The 21609-nt window shown below is 41.3% G+C and carries 20 protein-coding genes; 5 read left to right on the top strand and 15 right to left on the bottom strand.

Going from position 1 to position 21609, the window contains the following annotated elements; genetic code table 11:
- The first annotated feature begins 95 nt into the window (after positions 1 to 95).
- Positions 96 to 707, top strand: a complete 612-nt coding sequence (locus F0226_RS11190) for a YtjB family periplasmic protein (RefSeq protein ID WP_171735716.1) — start codon at positions 96 to 98, stop codon at positions 705 to 707.
- A gap of 209 nt (positions 708 to 916) precedes the next feature.
- On the opposite strand, the gene deoD is transcribed toward F0226_RS11190, so the two are convergent.
- From deoD to prfC, 8 genes are all read right to left on the bottom strand, one after another.
- Positions 917 to 1633, bottom strand: a complete 717-nt coding sequence (gene deoD, locus F0226_RS11185) for a purine-nucleoside phosphorylase (protein WP_137373463.1) — start codon at positions 1631 to 1633, stop codon at positions 917 to 919.
- 64 nt (positions 1634 to 1697) lie between these two features.
- Entirely contained in the window at positions 1698 to 2918 is a 1221-nt protein-coding gene (locus F0226_RS11180) for a phosphopentomutase (protein ID WP_171735715.1), read from the bottom strand.
- Between the two features lie 21 nt (positions 2919 to 2939).
- The gene (gene deoA, locus F0226_RS11175; protein ID WP_171735714.1) at positions 2940 to 4268 is read right to left on the bottom strand and encodes a thymidine phosphorylase; all 1329 of its coding nucleotides are present in this window, start codon (positions 4266 to 4268) and stop codon (positions 2940 to 2942) included.
- Between the two features lie 112 nt (positions 4269 to 4380).
- Positions 4381 to 5157 carry a deoxyribose-phosphate aldolase gene (deoC, locus tag F0226_RS11170; protein WP_171735713.1) on the bottom strand — a complete coding sequence of 259 codons (777 nt, stop codon included), beginning with the start codon at positions 5155 to 5157 and terminating at the stop codon, positions 4381 to 4383.
- Between the two features lie 596 nt (positions 5158 to 5753).
- Entirely contained in the window at positions 5754 to 7016 is a 1263-nt protein-coding gene (locus tag F0226_RS11165) for a NupC/NupG family nucleoside CNT transporter (RefSeq protein WP_171735712.1), read from the bottom strand.
- A 204-nt stretch (positions 7017 to 7220) separates the two neighbouring features.
- A complete protein-coding gene (locus F0226_RS11160; RefSeq protein ID WP_253820804.1) occupies positions 7221 to 7997 on the bottom strand; it encodes a TatD family hydrolase in 777 nt (258 codons plus the stop codon).
- Positions 7990 to 8163, bottom strand: coding sequence for a DUF5363 family protein (locus F0226_RS11155; protein ID WP_171735710.1), 174 nt, complete (start codon positions 8161 to 8163; stop codon positions 7990 to 7992). The genes F0226_RS11160 and F0226_RS11155 overlap by 8 nt, the downstream gene beginning before the upstream one ends.
- Positions 8164 to 8339: 176 nt before the next feature.
- The gene (prfC, locus tag F0226_RS11150; RefSeq protein ID WP_171735709.1) at positions 8340 to 9929 is read right to left on the bottom strand and encodes a peptide chain release factor 3; all 1590 of its coding nucleotides are present in this window, start codon (positions 9927 to 9929) and stop codon (positions 8340 to 8342) included.
- Positions 9930 to 10164: 235 nt separating this feature from the next.
- Between prfC and F0226_RS11145 the strand changes: the two genes are divergently transcribed.
- On the top strand, positions 10165 to 12225 hold the full coding sequence (locus F0226_RS11145; RefSeq protein WP_171735708.1) for an EAL domain-containing protein: 2061 nt from the start codon (positions 10165 to 10167) through the stop codon (positions 12223 to 12225).
- Positions 12226 to 12286: 61 nt separating this feature from the next.
- Here the strand turns inward: F0226_RS11145 and rimI are convergent, their stop codons facing one another.
- From rimI to F0226_RS11125, 4 genes are all read right to left on the bottom strand, one after another.
- Entirely contained in the window at positions 12287 to 12757 is a 471-nt protein-coding gene (gene rimI / locus F0226_RS11140; protein ID WP_171735707.1) for a ribosomal protein S18-alanine N-acetyltransferase, read from the bottom strand.
- Positions 12750 to 13160 (bottom strand): DNA polymerase III subunit psi, encoded by a 411-nt coding sequence (locus F0226_RS11135; protein WP_171735706.1) that lies wholly within the window; start codon positions 13158 to 13160, stop codon positions 12750 to 12752. Before F0226_RS11135 ends, rimI begins: the two co-directional genes overlap by 8 nt.
- An 89-nt stretch (positions 13161 to 13249) precedes the next feature.
- Positions 13250 to 13753 (bottom strand): N-acetyltransferase, encoded by a 504-nt coding sequence (locus tag F0226_RS11130; protein ID WP_171735705.1) that lies wholly within the window; start codon positions 13751 to 13753, stop codon positions 13250 to 13252.
- On the bottom strand, positions 13737 to 14264 hold the full coding sequence (locus F0226_RS11125; protein WP_171735704.1) for an SCP2 sterol-binding domain-containing protein: 528 nt from the start codon (positions 14262 to 14264) through the stop codon (positions 13737 to 13739). Before F0226_RS11125 ends, F0226_RS11130 begins: the two co-directional genes overlap by 17 nt.
- A 215-nt stretch (positions 14265 to 14479) precedes the next feature.
- On the opposite strand from F0226_RS11125, the gene F0226_RS11120 reads away from it, so the two are divergent.
- The 3 genes from F0226_RS11120 to F0226_RS11110 all read left to right on the top strand — a co-directional run bounded on the left by F0226_RS11120 (position 14480) and on the right by F0226_RS11110 (position 18575).
- Positions 14480 to 16519 carry a bifunctional diguanylate cyclase/phosphodiesterase gene (locus F0226_RS11120; protein ID WP_171735703.1) on the top strand — a complete coding sequence of 680 codons (2040 nt, stop codon included), beginning with the start codon at positions 14480 to 14482 and terminating at the stop codon, positions 16517 to 16519.
- A gap of 144 nt (positions 16520 to 16663) precedes the next feature.
- Positions 16664 to 17677, top strand: a complete 1014-nt coding sequence (locus tag F0226_RS11115) for a peptidase U32 family protein (protein WP_171735702.1) — start codon at positions 16664 to 16666, stop codon at positions 17675 to 17677.
- 19 nt (positions 17678 to 17696) lie between these two features.
- Positions 17697 to 18575, top strand: a complete 879-nt coding sequence (locus tag F0226_RS11110; RefSeq protein ID WP_171735701.1) for a U32 family peptidase — start codon at positions 17697 to 17699, stop codon at positions 18573 to 18575.
- Between the two features lie 94 nt (positions 18576 to 18669).
- On the opposite strand, the gene F0226_RS11105 is transcribed toward F0226_RS11110, so the two are convergent.
- The 3 genes from F0226_RS11105 to nlpI all read right to left on the bottom strand — a co-directional run bounded on the left by F0226_RS11105 (position 18670) and on the right by nlpI (position 21551).
- Entirely contained in the window at positions 18670 to 20007 is a 1338-nt protein-coding gene (locus F0226_RS11105) for an MATE family efflux transporter (protein ID WP_171735700.1), read from the bottom strand.
- Positions 20008 to 20109: 102 nt separating this feature from the next.
- Positions 20110 to 20517: a MarR family transcriptional regulator gene (locus tag F0226_RS11100; protein ID WP_171735699.1), complete on the bottom strand. Its 408-nt coding sequence runs from the start codon at positions 20515 to 20517 to the stop codon at positions 20110 to 20112.
- Between the two features lie 116 nt (positions 20518 to 20633).
- A complete protein-coding gene (gene nlpI / locus F0226_RS11095) occupies positions 20634 to 21551 on the bottom strand; it encodes a lipoprotein NlpI (protein ID WP_171735698.1) in 918 nt (305 codons plus the stop codon).
- Positions 21552 to 21609: the final 58 nt, after the last annotated feature.

The raw sequence follows: 21609 nt of genomic DNA, 5'->3' as shown, positions 1-21609 counted from the left end.
AAATAACCTAGCTAGACGTTAACCTATTGCAATTTAAAAACGCAAGTCTCAATATGTCTAAATATAAAATTTGTTTACTCTAGGTTTATCTAAACATGAATGAATCACTTTTTTCATTGCGTAATGCTCTGCGTATTTTTGCCTTAATTTTGCTTAGTGTGATGTTTATTGTCACTATCAAAAATAGTGTCGTTATCAGTAAAGGCAACGAGAAAATTCAAAGTAAACAGTTAGAAACCCTAACAAAGGTTTTAATTTCTCAAGCCTCTTTATCAGCAAGCAAGATGATTGCTCAACAAGATCAAGAAAGGTTATTGCAGCTTACTAACCAGTTATCCCAAGATCGCTTGGTATTTGATGCCACTATTTACGACGCCGAAGGGATTCGTTTGGCATCAAGTGAGCAAGCAAGCACAGTCAGAGAAATACTCGGTTTAGATACTCCATTGGCAACAGCAAGCATTGGACGACAGCAACTTGTAGAGCCGATTTACTCAGCTGAAAATGCCATTATTGGATTTGTTCGTATAACGTTTGAAACTGGAAGGGTGACCGCTATTTCAGACCATCATTACCGTAGAATTGATCGTTACATGTTAGGAATGATCTTGATGGGGTTTGTCAGTGGGATGCTTTTCATATTAATCATCCGTAAAAAGAAAACAAAACCTGGTGAAAACTTGCTGCTTAAAAATGCGGCTCAGTAAGAACACAAAATAGAGTGTCCTGTAATCAGTAACTAGAAGCTAAGGTTCATATTCTGACTCTGGTTCTAGTTCTAGCTCTGGTTCTAGCCCTGGCTCGGATTAAACTTAGCTAAAAAAAGCCCCCAAAACTCAGGCAGTTTTGAGGGCTTTTGTTTGTCCATCACAAATGTCTCATCTCTTTATGATAAAAAGATTAACACTTACAATTATTATGCGTCGCCAAGAAGAACTGAATCTAAAGCAATCAGCATCATTTCATTAAAAGTGGTTGCACGCTCATCTGATGTGGTTTGCTCACCCGTTTTAATGTGGTCTGAAACAGTACAGATCGTTAATGCTTGAGCGCCGTACTCAGCCGCAACACCGTAGATTCCAGCCGCTTCCATTTCGACACCCACAATGCCGTACTTATCCATGACTTCGAACATTTCAGGATCTGGTGTATAGAAGAGTTCTGCAGAGAACAGGTTACCGACTTTTACATCAATACCGCGAGCTTTCGCTGCTTCTTCTGCATTACGAACCATCTTGTAGTCAGCAATAGCGGCAAAGTCATGACCTTTGAAGCGAATGCGGTTCACTTTAGAATCCGTACATGCACCCATGCCAATCACAACATCACGAACTTTAATATCTTCATTTACAGCGCCACAACTGCCGACACGGATAACCTTTTTAACACCAAAGTCTTTGATAAGCTCAGTTACGTAGATTGAGCAAGATGGGATGCCCATACCATGCCCCATTACAGAGATCTTACGACCTTTGTAAGTACCGGTATAACCAAACATGCTGCGAACATCACAAACTTGTACAACATCATCTAAGAATGTCTCAGCGATATACTTGGCGCGTAGCGGGTCACCTGGCATTAAAACAACGTCAGCGAATGCACCCATTTCTGCATTAATATGTGGAGTTGCCATTGAAAATATCCTTTATCTCAAACCAAAAAAGAAGAGAGAGGTCTCCCTCTCTCTTAGTTAACTTTTATAAAAAGCTTGTACCGTGTCCCATCGCCGATGTGCCAAAGTATGTTGCTAAACTCTGACCAATATCTGCAAAGGTATCGCGACGCCCTAAAGAGCCGGCTGGAATGTTCTTACCGTAAACAATCACTGGGATATGTTCACGTGTATGATCAGTTCCTGGCCATGTCGGATCACAACCGTGATCAGCAGTTAGGATAAGTACGTCATCTTGCTCCATCATATCAATCACTTCATTGATACGACCGTCAAAGTACTCAAGCGCTGCTGCGTAACCCGCAACATCACGGCGGTGACCGTAAGCTGAGTCGAAGTCTACAAAGTTAGTGAATACGATAGTGTTATCGCCCGCTTCTTTGATTGCTTCTTTTGTCGCTTCGAATAAAGCAGGAATACCTGTCGCTTTAGTTTTTTGAGTAATACCACAACCTGCATAGATATCAGAGATCTTACCGATTGAGTGAACGTTACCGCCCTTCTCATCAACAAGCTTCTGAAGAACAGTTGCCGCAGGTGGCTCAACAGAAAGGTCACGACGGTTACCAGTACGCTCAAATTGACCTTTTCCAGGACCAATGAACGGACGCGCAATAACACGACCAATGTTGTAATCTTCTAACTCTTCGCGAGCAATTTGGCAAAGATCGAGCAGGTTCTGAAGACCGAATGTCTCTTCATGACAAGCGATCTGGAATACTGAATCAGCTGAAGTGTAGAAGATTGGTAAGCCAGTCTTCATGTGTTCTTCACCTAGGTTATCTAGAATTTCAGTACCCGATGAGTGACAGTTGCCTAAGAAGTCAGATAAACCAGCACGCTCAAGAATGCGATCAGTCAGTTCTTTAGGGAAGCTGTTCTCTTTATCAGTGAAGTAGCCCCAATCAAACAATACCGGTACACCAGCAATTTCCCAGTGACCAGAAGGTGTGTCTTTACCAGAAGACAGCTCTGCCGCATGACCGTATGCGCCAATAATTTCCGCATCTGCATCCATACCAGGGGCAAAGCGACCTGTTGACTCTTTATGAGCCATCGCTAAGCCAAGCTTAGACAGGTTAGGTAATGTTAGCGGACCTTGACGATCAGCGTTGTCTGCTAAGCCTTTATCACAGTGATCTGCGATATGGCCCATAGTGTCAGAACCTACATCGCCAAATGTCTCTGCATCTGCAGTTTCGCCAATGCCGAATGAATCTAAAACTAAAATAAATGCTCTTTTCATTGCTCTCTCCACCAGAGTAATTTAAACGTCTTCAGAACGAATCTGACGGTAAACGTCTGGAGTTGCTGTATATTCTCCGCCCACAGTGATTGCATTTTGTAATGCAGTCGCGGCTTCTTGCCACTGTTGTTCGTTGCGAGCATGAATCATTGCTAGTGGCTTATCTTCACTTGCTACTTCGCCTAGGCGAATGAAGTTATCAAAACCAACAGCGTAATCAATACTGTCTGTTGCTACGCGGCGACCGCCACCCATACCAACTACAGCCATACCAATTGCACGCGTATCCATCGCAGATACGACACCGCTTTCTAACGCATACACTGGTTTAATAATTTCTGCTTTATCTAGGTAATTATCGTAGTTTTCTACGAAATCTGCTGGGCCACCAAGCCCTGCAACCATCTTACCAAAGCACTCTGCAGCTTTACCGTTATCCAGTACAGCCATCAGCTTTTCGCGAGCTTCATCTGAATCTTTCGCTAGGTTACCAAGCACAAGCATTTCAGCACATGACGCTAGAGTGATCTCTAATAAACGAGGGTTACGGTATGCACCCGTTAGGAATTGAACCGCTTCACGTACTTCAACTGCATTACCAGCTGATGAAGCCAATACTTGGTTCATGTCTGTTAGGATTGCTGTTGTTTTCGTGCCCGCACCGTTTGCTACTGCAACGATAGACTTCGCAAGTTCTTCAGATGCTTCATACGTTGGCATGAATGCGCCTGAACCTACTTTTACATCCATAACTAGAGAATCAAGGCCAGCTGCCAATTTCTTAGATAGGATCGAAGCTGTGATTAGCGAGATGTTGTCTACTGTTGCCGTGATATCACGAGTCGCGTAAACGCGCTTGTCAGCCGGTGCTAGATCGCCCGTTTGACCGATGATCGCAACGCCAGCATCTTTAGTCACTTGACCAAAAACATCGTTTGTTGGAGTAATGTTGTAACCAGGAATGGATTCTAGTTTGTCTAGCGTACCGCCAGTGTGTCCTAGACCACGTCCAGAAATCATTGGAACGAAACCACCACATGCTGCCACCATAGGGCCAAGCATTAATGAAGTTACGTCACCCACACCACCAGTAGAGTGTTTATCAACGATTGGACCATCAAAATTCATGTGGCTCCAATCAATGACCATACCTGAATCACGCATCGCACAAGTTAGGGCAATACGCTCTGGCATAGACATTTCATTGAAGAAAATAGCCATTGCGAATGCTGCAATTTGACCTTCAGATACTTCATTCTTAGCAACGCCTTGAATGAAAAAATTGATTTCTTCAGTAGTAAGAACTTCGTTGTCGCGTTTTTTACGGATAATTTCTTGAGGTAGATACATTAGTGCCTCCCAAACTCTGAGCGAGTATGGTTGTAGGATAAAGAGGTAATGTGGAGTGGCTTAACGCCACTCCATCAAACAGACTTAATTGTTTTATACCCGATTGGGTAAATTAGTATGCTGCAGGATCTGCAGTTTGGTCTGTCACTTCTAATGTATTAAGTAGGTTAGTCAGAAGGCTTGAAGCACCAAAACGGTAGTGCATGTTATCAGCCCATTCTGCGCCTAATAGCTCGTCAGCCATTGCTAAGTATGCTTGTGCATCTTCAGCTGTACGAACGCCACCAGCAGGTTTAAAACCAACTGTTTTTGCTACACCCATGTCACGAATAACTTCAAGCATCATGCGTGCAAATTCAGGTGTTGCGTTTACTGGCACTTTACCAGTAGAAGTTTTAATAAAGTCAGCGCCTGCTTCAATACAGATTTGAGATGCTTTCTTGATTAGAGCTTCTTCTTTTAGCTCACCCGTTTCGATGATCACTTTAAGAGTGATATCACCACAAGCCGCTTTACACTGTTTAACTAAGTTGAAACCAACTTCTTCGTTACCAGCAATTAATGCGCGGTAAGGGAATACAACGTCAACTTCATCTGCGCCGTACGCAACTGCTGCTTTTGTTTCTGTAACAGCAATATCGATGTCGTCATTACCGTGAGGGAAGTTAGTTACAGTAGCAATACGAACTTCTGGCGTACCTTGCTCACGTAATGTCTTCTTAGCAATAGGAATAAAGCGAGGGTAGATACAGATTGCAGCTGTGTTGCCCACTGCAGTCTTCGCGTCATGACAAAGAGCGATCACTTTTTCATTCGTGTCGTCGTCATTCAACGTAGTTAGGTCCATAAGTTTAAGTGCACGTAGAGCTGCTGCTTTTAAATCGCTCATTTCTATCTCCGATCAATATATTCAAATAGTTAACTACTTTGCCCCCCATCCAGTATAGATGGAGAATTAAAAATTGCTCAGTAGTCACCAATGAACGGACTTGGTTCCCTGAAGACTTGATAACACACTACTGCATTATCAATTGCTATCCTTGTCACCGCACAGTACCAGTTTGGTCTATGGCACAACAATTCAGTCATGTTGTGTCTAACATCTATAGCTTAAGTCAAATCTAGCTAAGCTAAATTTAACGAAAACTAATTATGGCTAAATTCCTAGTCTAATAAAACCCAATATCACCTATAGGGAGAGGATATTTAGAATTACCAGTGTAAAGCCAAGAAGAGAATCCTATCTCTTAAGCTTATACATTATAGGTATCAGCCCCAAATTTGTAGTGCTCCTTAGAACGCAAACGGTTTGTATCTCAAAATAAATTAGAAAGCGGCATTTATTCAATGAATATCTAAGATAAAAACTATCACTCTTCCATTCAGTATGAACAATTCCTTACCTTCTAAAACAAAAAAGCCCCGTAGCAATTTCTTGCTACGGGGCGATATTATAATGGCGTCTATATATCGATTTCTAACGAATTAGAAAGATAGGAAGAAGCCAGCAATTGTTGCTGCCATCAGGTTAGATAGAGTACCAGCTACAACCGCTTTAACACCCATACGTGCGATGTCGTGACGACGGTTTGGAGCAATACCACCTAAACCACCTAGAAGAATCGCAATAGAAGAAAGGTTTGCGAAACCACATAGAGCGAACGAGATAATTGCTTGAGTCTTAACAGACATTACTTGACCAGTCGCTTCAACGATTTGAGCGTTTTCACCGATGTATGGTACGAAGTTCAGGTATGCAACGAATTCGTTAACAACTGTCTTCTGACCAATGAAAGAACCAGCAATAGTTGCTTCTTCCCATGGCACACCAATGATGAATGCTAGTGGAGCGAAGATGTAACCTAGAAGAAGTTCTAGCGTTAGGTTTTCCATACCGAACCAACCACCGATGCCACCTAGGATACCGTTGATAAGAGCGATTAGACCGATGAATGCTAGTAGCATTGCACCTACGTTAAGTGCTAGTTGTAGACCAACAGAAGCACCGCCAGCAGCTGCATCGATAACGTTAGCAGGCTTGTCGTCGCCACCGTCGATGTCAGAACCTAGGTTCTCGTCAACTTCATCAGTTTCAGGCTTGATGATTTTAGCGAATAGTAGACCACCAGGTGCTGCCATGAATGACGCTGCAACTAGGTATTCTAGAGGTACACCCATAGATGCGTAACCCGCTAGTACACCACCAGCAACAGACGCTAAACCACCGCACATTACTGCGAATAGTTCAGAGTTAGTCATTTTAGGAACAAATGGGCGAACAACTAAAGGAGCTTCCGTTTGACCAACGAAGATGTTTGCTGCTGCAGACATAGACTCGGCGCGAGAAGTACCTAGAGCTTTCTGAAGACCACCACCAAGAACCTTGATTACAACTTGCATCGCACCAATGTAGTAAAGTACAGAGATTAGAGCAGAGAAGAAGATTAGTGTAGGTAGAACTTGGAATGCAAAGATGAAACCGATACCGTCAACTGAGAAGTTAACTAGGCTACCAAATAGGAAGCCAGTACCATCTTTACCGTAGTCGATCACGTTTGCTACACCAGCAGAGAAACCTGCAAGTAGATCACGACCCCAAGGGATGTAAAGTACGAATGCACCAAGTGCGAATTGGATAGCGAAAGCGCCAGCCACTGTTCTGATATTAATTGCTTTGCGGTTGTCGGATAGTAGGACTGCGATTGCGATCAGTGCGAACATTCCGACGAGGCTCATAAACAGGCTCATAGTTTATGACTTCCTTATTAGTTATTGATTGGCGTGTGACAAAATGGAGCTATAAAGCGGGAGCAATTATACTCATGCGACCACTAATAAAGTAATGCCGTCCTCACACTTTGGTATAAGATTCATGAATCATTCACACGCATCTGTGAGTCAGATCACAAGCGAGGTGTAATCAAAGCAAACGATAAACAAAATATTCAGATTTTATTCACAGATATCGAATAGCAAATGGCTGTTTTTCCAGATTTGCACTGCAACCGATTGCTTTGTTTCTTTTCTAAGCAAAGCGAGTTCATTCAGTAAAACATCTAAATATCTCGAATGATTTGGCTTACCTTGCTGCCCATTGAAAGGCATATCCGGCGCATCCGTTTCTAGTACTAACGATTCAAGAGGAAGATCTGAAATTGTAGTTCGCGTCTTTTTTGCTCTTGGATAAGTTATTGTGCCCCCTACTCCAATATAGAAACCAAGCTTTATCCACTCTAATGCCTGCTGTTTACTTCCAGAAAACCCATGAACTACTCCGCCACATTTAAACTTATTCTGCTTAATGAGTTGGATAAGACGATTATGAGATTGCCTTTCATGCACAATAATAGGCAGTGTAAACTCAGTCGCTAATTTCAATTGAGCGATAAAAAAGTCTTCTTGTTTTTGGACGTCGACACCAACCGCGAAATCTAAACCACACTCCCCAATTGCCACACATTGTTCAGAGCGTTGAGTCAGGAAATCTCTCAGAGAATCTAACTGAGATGATGTGTAATCATTCAAAAAATAAGGATGAAAACCAACAGCGAAATATACATTGCTATATTGTTGAGCAATGTCATGAAGGCGAATCCAATTGGCTTCTCCAATTGCAGGCACCATGAATTTAGTCACATTCGACTTTCCAGCATCGGCAAGATACTGTTCAACATCGTCATTGAAAATCTCAAAATCTAAATGACAATGGGTATCAAACAAATTAGTCATGGTGTTTCTCGTTGGGCTGTTCTGCCTTTGTATTAGTGGTTTCCTCATCAGCATTAATAGGGTCAGTTCGATGCGGAACACAACTACGCTTGTTTTCAGGTGTTAAGCCAAGTTCTTCACACCACTTGTCATATCGCCTTACTAATAATTTTAACCAACTCAACATCGCAGCCTCTCACACATGTGTTTGTTTCCTGTAATGTCATAACGTCTAAATGAATGAAGTTAAAAATCACAAAGATAATATTTCGAGTATAAAAAAACGCCTATTGCTGAACAATAGGCGTTTTTATCAAATCTACACATCGTGACTAAGCACAAAGGCAATTGTTATTGAATTTATTAGTGCTCGCGTGTTGCACGGAACTCAACTTCTGGGAAGCGTTCTGACGCTAGGTTAAGGTTTACCATCGTTGGAGCAATATAAGAAAGGTTGTCACCACCATCTAATGCTAAGTTAGCTTGGCTCTTACGCTTAAACTCTTCCAGCTTTTTCACGTCATCGCATTCAACCCAGCGAGCTGTTGCAACGTTAACACCTTCATAGATCGCTTCTACGTTGTACTCTGCTTTCAAACGAGCCACAACCACATCAAACTGAAGTACACCAACCGCGCCAACAATTAGGTCGTTATTTTGCAGTGGGCGGAAGACTTGAACCGCACCTTCTTCAGATAATTGAACCAAACCTTTGAGAAGCTGCTTTTGCTTAAGAGGATCACGTAAGCGAATACGACGGAATAATTCAGGTGCAAAGTTAGGAATACCAGAAAACTTAAGGCTTTCACCTTGAGTAAAAGTATCACCAATCTGGATTGTACCGTGGTTGTGTAAACCAATGATGTCGCCCGCGTATGCTTTTTCAGCACGAGAACGGTCACCCGCCATAAACGTTACCGCATCTGAAATACTTACGTTCTTACCAGTACGAACATGGTTCATCTTCATACCTTGGTTGTAAGTACCCGAAACAATTCGCATAAATGCGATACGGTCACGGTGCTTAGGATCCATGTTTGCTTGGATCTTAAATACGAAACCAGAGAATTTTTCTTCTGTTGCGACTACTTCACGCTCATTTGCTTGACGAGTTTGTGGACCAGGAGCCCACTCAGTCAAACCATCTAGCATATGATCCACACCAAAGTTACCTAGTGCTGTACCAAAGTAAACTGGCGTTAACTCACCGGCTAAGAAAAGCTCATGATCAAACTCAGGACATGCACCAATGACTAGCTCTAGCTCTTCACGAACACTTCCAGCAAGGTCTTCACCAACAGCAACATCTAATTCTGGGTTATCTAACCCTTTAATGATGCGAACTTCTTGGATTTCATGACCGTGCCCAGATTCGTATAAGATCGTCTCATCACGGTGAATATGGTAAACACCTTTAAACTCTTTACCACAACCAATTGGCCATGAGATTGGAGCACAAGCCATACCTAGTTCGCTTTCCACTTCATCAAGTACTTCCATTGGATCACGCACGTCACGGTCAAGTTTGTTCATAAACGTAACGATTGGCGTATCACGCAGACGAGTAACTTCCATCAATTTACGAGTACGGTCTTCGACACCTTTCGCTGCATCAATCACCATCAAGCAAGAATCAACCGCTGTTAAAGTACGGTAAGTATCTTCCGAGAAGTCTTCGTGTCCAGGAGTATCGAGTAGGTTTACTAGGCAGTCATTGAATGGGAATTGCATCACAGACGTAGTAACCGAGATACCACGTTCCTTTTCCATCTCCATCCAGTCAGATTTTGCATGCTGGTTAGAGCCACGACCTTTAACGGTACCCGCTTTTTGAATCGCGTTTCCGAATAAAAGTACTTTTTCAGTAATCGTGGTTTTACCCGCATCCGGGTGAGAGATAATGGCGAAAGTTCTACGTTTAGAAACTTCACCAATAAATGGAGTATTTGACATGAATGTGATCTTCTTTGGTTGGCCTACGTCTCAGACAATTACAAAAATTGTAAGAAAGTGAGCTGGACGAATCTATTGCGGCGTATTTTCCCCTATATTTACTCAATGGGCAACTTGTCTGTGTATAAGCTTCGACCACAACCTTTGATGCAATGTCGATGAAATTACGGTAGATGATCAAATTATCAATAAATATGAGCTATAACTAAATAAGTGGCAGACAATGGTTATAGGTATGACGACAACAAAAAAAATACATTCGCTAGCATTTAAACAGGCTAAAACCGTTTTCTTAGTTTCAGTTGTTCTTGGGGTGTTTTTTAGCTTCTACCACATTGTAGTGGATTTACACCAAGAACAAACTCGCATTGAAGACCATTACCAATTCAAGCTATTGCAAAATTATTCGAATGCAAGTCAGGCGGCGTACCACCTTAATCATTTATTGGCAGATCAAGTAGCCTCTAGCTTAATGATGGATAAAGCTATTTATAGTGTTGCTATTATTGATGACTTTGGCGACATGTTGACTAAACAAGATCGAGTCATCGGACAACAAGATCTTGTGACGCGCCTCCTTTCTGATTTTTTAACACCAGATACTCCCTTTTACAGCGCTGAACTTCATCAGCCTAACTCTAACGTTATCGTCGGCACGTTGAATTTTTCAGTCAACGGTTCAACCATAGCAGAAGCCTTTATTTCCAAATCTAGTCGGATACTCTTTTTTGATCTTATTAGAAATATATTATTGACCACTATTTTACTGGCTTTCTTCTACTACAAACTGTCAAAGCCAATCGTCACATTAATTGAATGGGTGCAATCTCTTCAAGATCGTCAAACAGCCTTACCGCTTCCTACTAATAATCGGCAAGATGAATTAAGCCGTCTCGCCACGTCATTTCATAACATCTGGCAAGCTCGTGAAGCTGCAGAAAACCAACTCAATCAACTTGCGTATTTTGATACCTTAACCGGGCTAGCAAACCGTAGCCTATTGTTGAATAAACTGAATGAAACTATTAGCTCAGCCATGAAATCTAAAACATCTGGAGCATTATTTTATTTAGACTTAGACCGCTTCAAAACCATCAATGATTCATTAGGTCACACAATTGGGGACCACTTAATTAAAGCTATCTCGATGAGAATTGAAGCTTGGGTAAAAGAACAAGATATTGCTGCGCGAATAGGCGGTGATGAATTTGCGATTTTAATGCCTGATATCAAAATCGAGCAAGCTCCAGATATGGCCAAACAATTGCTGGCTTTAATTTCCAACCCTTATTCAATTGATGACCACCAGCTTTATTGTACTGTGAGTATCGGTATTTCGATGTTCCCTTCAGAAGGGATAACCAGTATTGATGTATTACGCCAAGCCGATACTGCGCTCTATCGGGCCAAAGTGGCAGGTCGAAATAAATACATGTTTTATGAACCTGAGATGCAAGCTCAGGTTGAAACTTTTCTTGATATAGAGAAAGGTTTACATGAAGCATTGAGCAAAAACCAGCTAGAGCTCTACTACCAACCACAAGTGAATGACAAACATCAAATTATCGGTGTCGAAGCTTTAATTCGCTGGAATCACCCTGAACGTGGTTTGCTGCCTCCTGGTGTATTTATGCCTATTGCAGAAGAAACTGGTCAAATTTTGAAAATTGGGGACTGGATTATTGAACAAGCTTGTTATCAATATGCAAGTTGGGAGAAACAAGGTGTTTTACCTGAATGCTTCCATCGTCTCGCCATCAACATTAGTCCACTTCAATTTTCTCAAGAGTCTTTTGTCGAACATATTACTCACACTTTATCTCAGGCAGGCATCACTGGGGAGAATATAGAGTTGGAGATAACTGAAAGTTTGCTACTTGAGAATGTCGACGATGCCATCCGAAAAATGGCGCAGTTGAAAGAACATAACTTAAAAATATCCATCGATGACTTTGGTACTGGCTACTCTTCTCTTCGCTACTTAAAGCACCTTGCTGTTGATGTTTTGAAAATAGACCGCTCTTTTGTCACCCAGCTGCACTTAGATGAAAGTGATCAAGCAATTGTCGACACAATCATCATGACAGCACAACGGTTAAACCTAGAAGTCATAGCGGAAGGGGTGGAAGAAATACCAGAGCTCGAGTCATTAAAAGCCTTGGGCTGTAAGCAATTTCAAGGGTATCTATTTGATAAACCTTTGCCCGTAAGTGAAGTCACTCAACGATTATTGAATTACCACTATGAATTGAAAAGTGAAGAACCTCTGGCAACAAGTAATGAACGAATGAGCTAATGAGCTAATGAGCTAATGAGGATAGCGTTACTCACTCGTTCTACTTCAGAAGCATTAAGCTCTAGAAGAAGATGTAACTCATGATAATGGCATCTTCTTTTTTGCCTTGCTTCGCTGGGTAATAATTCCTACGGCGGTCAACCTCATTGAAGCCAACCCACTCATATAAACCAAATGCGTTGCGGTTGCTTTCTCTGACTTCAAGCCATGCGCTTTCAGCCTTTGCTTTTTCACACACATCAAGGAAGTGTTCAATTAACGCTTTACCATAACCTTTACCTTGCTCTGTTGGGTCAACAGCAATGTTCAATAAAGTTACTTCCCCAACAATATTCTGAGCAAAGAAATAGCCAACGACTTCATCATTAACAAGCATTGCATGATGACATGCCCCACGGCTCTTCAAGTCTCGAACCATAGTTTCAGACCAAGGATGTGAATGAGCGGCTTGTTCTATCCGCCAAACCGAGTCTAAATGTAGTTCAGACATCGGTAACAATTGAGTTTGATTTACAGCAGGTTGGTTAGTCATAAGCACAAATTTGTTGCCACAGATCGCGGCGATGTTGGTTATTACCATCAATATCAGATAATAAAGGAGACTGAAGTATTTTAGCGTCTAGTTCTATTGAAGGTGAACAACCAGCAAACCATACCCAATCTACCCTATTGCTCTCAACAGAAGTGAATTGGTCGGAAGGTATATACAAGGCTTGAGATAAATCTAGCTTGATACTTTTTAAGACACGCTCAAACATCTCAGCTAACTTACCTTCTGGCTTCTCATCAGAAACCAACAGTAACTTGCAGCCTTCAGGTAAAACCGTGAGATCAGCTTGGTATCCAGTTAACCGCTCTGGATGAATAAGCTCCCATTGGTCTATGCCCATTTCGTGCAAATATTGAGATTGTACTGGTGATGATGTGTTTGCCATAAATAACCCTTTATAGAACGACGCCGATACTAACAAAAAATAAAGGAGCATCAAGCTCCTTTATTCTGTCAATGCATCTAATTCAAGTACTACAGTTCGTTAAACTCAGGGCAATATTCAATAACACCGCTATGTTCGTCAAAAGCTCCAGAAGCAAGCTCTACAGCCTGAAACGCACCTGCAGGAGCTTCCCAAGCGCAAGTCAGATCAAACTGACTGGCAGATTTAAACCCCATACGAGAGTAGTAATTCGGGTCGCCAAGCACAACACAAGCTGGGTAACCAAATTCATGTAAAGAAGATAAACCTTCTTTAACTAAAATTTCACCAATGCCTTGTTTTCTGAACTCTTCTTTTACAGCTAAAGGCGCTAAGCCTTGCCAGTTGTGATCAGTACCATCCAACATCACAGGGCTAAACATAGTATGACCGATCACCTCACCTTCATCAGAACAAGCCACCAACGATAACGTTAAGTGACTATTTTCACGCAGGCTCATAACCAATTTGGCTTCCGCATCGGTTTCAAATACTGACTTAAGTAGGCGGTCTATCGCTAAAATATCAGCGGGTGCTTCAGTTCGAATAAGCATTTATTACCTCATTTTGTGTATGAGGCGATTGTACTCCCTTCTGCACAAAATCAGCTAATTGATTTAATAACATTTTCATAGGAGCGGGAAGTAACTCTAAATCTACACTGTCCATTAGGTTTTTCACTTCTAATCCCAGTTCGGTATCTCCTTCAATAGAAAGACGTCGTTGGAAAAATAAAGTATCCGGATCTTCTTTTCGACCAGCAATAAGTACAAGATCATTTAAGTTACCGCTAAAGCTTACATCTTCTGCCACTTCTTTATCAGCAACGATAAGCTTTTCATTTTGGTAACTAATACACCAACTTAGCCCCATGTCTTTTATAGAAACTTTCAGCCACTTATCCTCAAGGAATTCAAAGTCGCCATCTTCTAAGGCTTCTTGGAAGACGGTTTTCAGCCCCTCAAGCAAGGCTTTTTTTTGTACTGATTTAGGCAATAACTGGACTGGGGATCGCAAAATTGATGCGGCATTTTGAACTAGTTGAGTGCGAATCTTGTGTATCACGTGACTTATCCGTAACTTAAACAATAACAATGAAACCATCATAAATGATGTGTTAGCCTCTATTACTGTTGTGTATCAATTAATTTCTCTTTGCTACTCGGCTTTAATATCCTGAAAATCACAGTTATAGTTAGAACTATTAGTTAGTAGAGATATGGTTACAAGCATTCACCTACTGTGAGTGTGCAACCTTTTGGAGAATTGGTAGTACTTTGATGCCTCCCCAGCAATTACAGCATTGGTTTGAAAAATTCACATCAAACAGCCCATTCTTCTTTGCGGTGCTCGATGACCAACATAATTATTTTATGGTCAACGAACGTTACTGTGATATAGCAGGGTTAAGCCAAAATGAATTGGTAGGCATGAATGATCGACAAACTCTAGGCGAACAGTTCTATAACCATATAAAACCTTATTATGATCGTGCTTTCTCTGGCGAAACGATTGAAGCAGAAATTACGCTTAATGAAACTGACTTAGAAACCAGTATTCACTTCAGTTTATCCCCTCTCGTTAATGACGATAAAACGGAATACATTGTATTTCATGCAATCGACACTTCAGAAAACCAAGTGTTGATCCGCTCACTTGAAGAATCAGAAGCCAAATTTACAAAACTGTCTCAGCTATTGCCTGATGGTCTTTTACTGGTTGAAGATGATTATATTTTGTCATCTAACCCAGCAGCAGCTCGAATTCTTGGCTTTAACTCAACCACTGAATTGATAGGTGAAGAGCTAGGGCGATTATTTATAGATCAGCAAACCAAAACAGTATTCAGTACTAAAATTAGCTCTTTAATCTCAGAGTCTGGTTTGGTTTGCTTAACTGGCGCACGTTGTGGCTTCGAAAGAAAAGTTCAGTTACATACTGATTCAACAGCAATTTTAGGTAACACAACGCAATTAGTGCTTATCCAAAACGCTCAAGACGCTCCAAAACAACTTTCTACTACGACCAATGAAGATGCTTACATTGATTGCCTAACAAAGCTGTATAACCGAGTGGGGTTTACCAAGCGATTAGAACAATTTATCCAAAATAATACACCCGTTGTGATGCTCTACTTAGACATCGATAACTTTAAGAATATCAATGATTCTCTCGGTCACCATATTGGTGACAAAGTCATTAAAGAAGTCTCATCACGCCTTAAGCGATTGTTACCTCGCCACGCCGTTATTGGTCATTTAGGCGGTGATGAATTTGGTGTTATTTTACCTGAGCCAGAAAATGACCGAATGGCTGAAATGCTGGCTGAACGAATTATTTCCCTAATTAATCAACCATTTGACCTCCATCATTTTAGTAAAAGACTGGCTTGTTCAATTGGTAGCGTAGCTTTCCCACAAGATGGTCGAGATGCTCGTATTTTATTGCAAAATGCTGACACCGCCATGTACGAAGCGAAAGATCGTGGGCGTAACCGTTTAATCAAATTCAACGACCAAATGAACAAAGAAGCGCGCATGCGCCTTTGGCTTGAAATTGAACTGCAAAAAGCACTTCAGCAAAATGGTTTAGAAGTGTGGTATCAACCTAAAGTAAATGCTCGTGATTTTACTATCAACGGAGCAGAAGCCTTAGTTCGCTGGAAACACCCAGTAGAAGGCTATATTAGCCCTGCGGCATTTATCCCGGTAGCTGAACGCGCAGGTTTAATCGAACACTTAGGTCGAGTCGTTATGCGTGACGTATTCACCACGGTTAAACGCTGGAAAACACAGGGAATATTGCCAGGCAGAGTCGCCATAAACTTATCACCTGAGCAGTTTGGAAACCCAAAATTAATCGATTACATGGAGAAGCTGCTCCGCACTACTGAGCTTGATCCGAGCGCAATAACGTTTGAATTAACTGAAAGTGCAGTGATGAGTGATAGTGATCATACGTTACAAATGCTTAATGCTATTAAGAAGTTAGGGTTTGCCCTTTCAATTGATGATTTCGGTACTGGTTATTCTTCATTATCCTATTTAGCTCGCTTCCCAATTGATGAGCTAAAAATCGACCGAGCATTCATCATGAATGTCGACACTCTACCTAAACAAGTAACAGTGATAGAAAACATCATCAATTTAGGTAAATCTCTCGATTTAACGGTGGTAGCTGAAGGGGTAGAAACTCGCGAGCAAGCCACACTTCTTTCGAATCTGAATTGCAGTTCTATCCAAGGGTTTCATTTTTATCGACCTCAACCAAAAGAAGAAGTTGAAGAGTTATTTGCACAAAATCGCCGCCATAAAAACTAATTTCCTCATTTAAATCACCAACCTCAACTACTCCTTATTGAGTAAAACTCGATTTATCCATCTAAACCTGCCCCACATCAATTATGGTATTCATAATTCTTCATAAAATGCTCGCTTCAATTTCATCCTATTGGTATCAAGCAAATGGAACTTCTATGCCCAGCAGGCAACTTACCTGCTTTAAAAACAGCAATTGATTGTGGTGCAGATGCGGTTTATATCGGATTCAAAGATGATACTAACGCTCGCCATTTTGCTGGCTTGAATTTTGCCGGAAAAAAGCTGGACCGTGCTGTTCAATATGTCCATGACCGAAACAAAAAAATCCACGTTGCACTCAACACTTTTGCTCATCCCAATGGATTTGAACGCTGGACGAACGCTGTCGATAATGCAGCCGCACTTGGTGTTGATGCACTGATCGTTGCGGACATTGCCGTGTTAGAATATGCAGCCAACAAATACCCTGATCTTGAACTGCATTTATCCGTTCAAGCATCCGCGACTAACATTGCTGCGATAGACTTCTACAAGCAAAACTTCAATGTAAAACGAGTGGTACTGCCTCGCGTACTATCAATACATCAAGTAAAACAACTTTCTCGTAATATCACTTCTGACGTTGAACTTGAAGTTTTCGCATTTGGCAGCCTTTGTATTATGGCTGAAGGTCGATGCTACCTTTCTTCGTACATGACCGGTGAATCACCTAATACTGTTGGTGCTTGCTCACCTGCAAAATATGTACGCTGGCAAGAAACCGAATCAGGGTTAGAATCCCGTTTAAATGAAATATTAATTGATAAATATGTCGCAGGCGAAAATGCAGGTTACCCGACACTTTGTAAAGGACGCTTTGATGCGAACATTGATGGCGAACGTAAGCGTTATCATGCATTAGAAGAGCCAACGAGTCTAAACACCTTATCCATGGTGCCTGAGCTTTTTGCTGCAAATGTTGCTTCAGTGAAGATTGAAGGACGCCAGCGTAGCCCTGCTTATGTTGAACAGGTAACTAGAACATGGCGCGCTGCGATTGACCGTTACTTAGCGAACCCAGAACAATATCATGTGGAGCCTTCTTGGAACGCTGCGCTGGCTAATGTATCTGAAGGTACTCAAACAACTCTGGGTGCTTACCACCGTAAATGGCAATAATAAATAGATGGAGAATTCTATGAAGTACGCATTAGGGCCTCTACTATATTTTTGGCCAAAACAAGATGTGGAAAGTTTTTACGAACAAGCGAAAAACAGTTCAGCGGATATTATTTATCTTGGTGAATCGGTTTGTTCGAAACGTCGTGAAATGAAAACTAAACACTGGCTTGATATCGCTAAAGATTTATCATCTACCGGTAAACAGGTCGTCTTATCGACGATGGCACTGTTAGAAGCACCAAGTGAAGTAAACATCATGAAGAAGTACATCGATAATGGTGACTTTGCTATTGAAGCGAATGATGTTTCTGCAATCCAACTGGCTAGTGAAAGCAAAGTGCCTTTTGTTGTCGGTCCGGCTGTAAATACTTATAACGCTCATACGTTAAACCTATTTTTAAAGCAAGGAATGACTCGCTGGTGCATGCCTGTTGAACTTTCTCGCGAATGGCTAAGCAATGTAATGACGCAATGCGAAGAGCTAAATATTCGTAATGAATTCGAAGTAGAAGTGTTCAGTCATGGCTATTTACCTTTAGCTTATTCTGCACGTTGCTTTACCGCCCGTGCAGAGAACAAAGCGAAAGATGACTGTGAAACTTGCTGTATTAAGTACCCAACAGGCTTACAAGTAGACAGCCAAGAAGGGCAATCCGTATTTAACTTAAACGGTATTCAAACTCAGTCTGGCTACTGCTATAACTTAGTGAATGACTTGCCGAGCATGAATGACTTAGTTGATGTGGTCCGACTTAGCCCATTAGGTGTCGACACATTCTCTGAAGTTGAAAAGTTCAAAGCGAATGAGCAAGGCTTAAAGCCTCAACCCATTTCAAATAGACAATGTAACGGTTATTGGCACCAATTAGCGGGCTTAAACGTTAAGAATATCTAGAAGCCACTATAACTTTACACTCGTTCGATATCATAAAAAAGGTCTAGCAAACGCTAGACCTGTTTCTATTTATAGAGAACCCACACTAGAATACCTATGCCACCACAGGTTGCTCTGACGGTGGGTTTAGCTTCTTAACATCTTTGAGTAGCATTACGATCACTACTAAGCTCAGTGCAATATTTGAGATTGGGTACGCAATCCATACACCAGTTAGCCCCCAGACTTTAGGAAGTAGATACAAGAATGGCAGCTGGATCAGCATATTGCCGATAGTCACAAACATCGCCTTACTTCCACGGTTCACCGATTGATAATAAGCCGCAGCTACCACTAAAAAGCCATCGAGGAACAAAGCAAACATGTGTAATCTTAACCCTAGAACAGCCCCTTCAATAAGCTCATTGTTATTCGAGTTAAATACAGACACCGCCTGATAAGGGAAGATATTCAATACGATCACAAACACCAAACCACCAACGACAGACGTTATCATTGCGATATTAAGCAGCTTACGCATATTTTCGGGGTTCTTAGCTCCATAGTTATAACTCATTAATGGCTGCATGCCATTCGCCACACCTTCTACCGTGAGATAATAAACAGTAACAATGTAGCCAATAATGGCGTAAGCACCAATCAATACCGAACTACCATATTGAGTAAATAATGCATTATGTACTGCGACCATCATTGAACCATAGGCATACATAAAGAAGCTTGATATGCCGATTGTCAGAATGGTAGGAACAAACTCTAATCGTAAAGCTAGACACTTAAGCGTTAAGCGAACTTTAGCTCTTTTAGAGAAGAAATATGCTACGCCTAAGATAGTTACCGTCATTTGAGCGATTCCGGTAGCAATCGCAGCACCTCTAAGTTCCCACTGTAAGTGAGCAATAAAAATATAGTCGAGCACAATATTGATAACCGCGCCGACAATCATCAAAATTGTGGCCAAATTAGGGCTATCGTCATTTCGCAATAGAAATGGAATCGCAATGGACCCTAATGAAAATACACTCGCAACAATTAAGATATCAAGATATTGAACCCCAAGCTCAAGCACTCTTTCGCTTGCTCCTTGCAACACCAAAAAATCATCTGAGAAAAACCATAATGTTGTCGCAACAATAGGCGCAAGTATGAGCAGCATTAAAAAGCCAGTGGCTAAAGTTTGCTTAGCCTCTAAGGGCTTTTGTTCACCTTGCTTGATTGAAACCAGAGCGCCCGTACCCACGCCAATCATCATCCCTATCCCTAAGATAGTTCCGATCACAGGCCAAGCAACGTTAATTCCGGCTAAGCCATCAGCTCCGACATATCGACCAATAAAAATGCCATCTACGACTTGGTACAAGCCATTAACCAACATTGCTGCGACTGTAGGAATTGTATATCGCCAAAACTGGCGGTTAATTGAATTACTCATCAAGGGTATCTCTATTTCCGAGAATATAGTCTTCTTTAAATGGCAGTTAGTACGCTATCCATTTAGTTAACATAGCTAACTATTTACTTAAATCAGATAAATTTATTTCAACGCTTTAGTCAAAAGCAGGTTTAATTGCTCTAATTCTTCATGCGACAATTTCTTCTCTAATCCTTTAGACATAATTCCATATACACGGCTTTCTTCTTGTAAACCTATCTCAGCTTTTTCCGTTAACTCAATTCGCTTCGCTCGAGAGTCTTCAGTACACACTTTCCGTTGTACCAACCCTTTACGTTCTAAACGCTGCACCATATTGGTGGCAGAAGGCTTTGTCACTTCCATTTTCATCGCTAAATCTGTTAAGCGGATTGGCTCTGGAGCCAGTTGAATCACTTTAAGATAATCGTACTCATTAAAGCTCAGCTGATTAATGGGATCCTCTTTACTATGAATTCGCCAAACCTTAGCAGCAAAACGTTCTATTTTTTCTAAGTTAGACGTTAACATAAACAACCCTATTAGTTAGCATGGCTAACTATAATACTTTGTGATTTTATTTTGGCAAGAAAAAACCGCTGACAAGCAGCGGTTCTAATTAAAACTAGTTACATATAAATATTTTATTACTGAGTGGTTTGCGCTTCTTTAAGCTTAGCTTGAGCGATACGCTCAGCCTGAAGCTGTTCGAAAATACGACCTAACTCTAAGAAAGAATATCGATGTTCCACATACTCATAAACATTAAATGAAAGTGCGAGTTTATAAAGTGAAATAGCATTCGCGTAATCACCCGCTAGGTGGTGACGCTTGGCCAAATAGAAATAAGTTTCCGTTAACCTTTGTGCAAGTAATGTATTATCACGGGTTCCTGATAAGATAGCTTTAAACGCTTGTTCTTCAGTAATATCCCCTAGCATAATAGCAACAAGCACCCAGCCCCACTGTTCATCTCTAGCACCGTAGCGTTGTTCTAGATCTTGCTTAGCTTGCTCTGGCGTTAACTCACTTTGAATTACATAAAGCCATAAAGCACGGAATGGATCGCTAGGATCATCATTATAATGCTTCATCATTTCTTCATTCGCTAGGTCATACCGCTCACCATAATAAAGCGCAATTGAACGGTTTCTTTCGGCATAAGAGTTACTAGGATCAAGCTCTAACGTCGAATCAAATGCTTCATAAGCCGCATCAAATTCACCTATTTGAGTAAAATAAACGCCCAGTAAATTGAAGATATCCGGTTGAGCCGGATTAAGAGAAAGTGACTGGTTAAAGTCAAGGCGAGCTAAATCACGTAGACCTACGCTGTCGTAATAGTTACCGCGTTCAAATAGCATCTTTGCTCGTACTTCTTTTTTTAAATCAGTACGTTGTAGCAGCTGCGTTAACCGGGCAATTTGAACTTCTTGTTGGACACTAGCTTGCAAAGGCACAGCCATTGGAGGGTAAACCCACTGCTGAGTAATCTTATCAGATGTTGATGCACAACCAGTCAGCGTAAGTAACACACACAAACCCGCGGTTTGAAACCATTTCACGAATAAATACTCCTAGTAAGACCGCAATAAAAAAGGGGAGCGATATGCTCCCCTTTAT

The organism is Vibrio sp. 99-70-13A1 (assembly GCF_013114625.1).
Lineage (GTDB): Bacteria > Pseudomonadota > Gammaproteobacteria > Enterobacterales > Vibrionaceae > Vibrio.
This window is presented reverse-complemented; position numbering and strand designations above follow the sequence as displayed.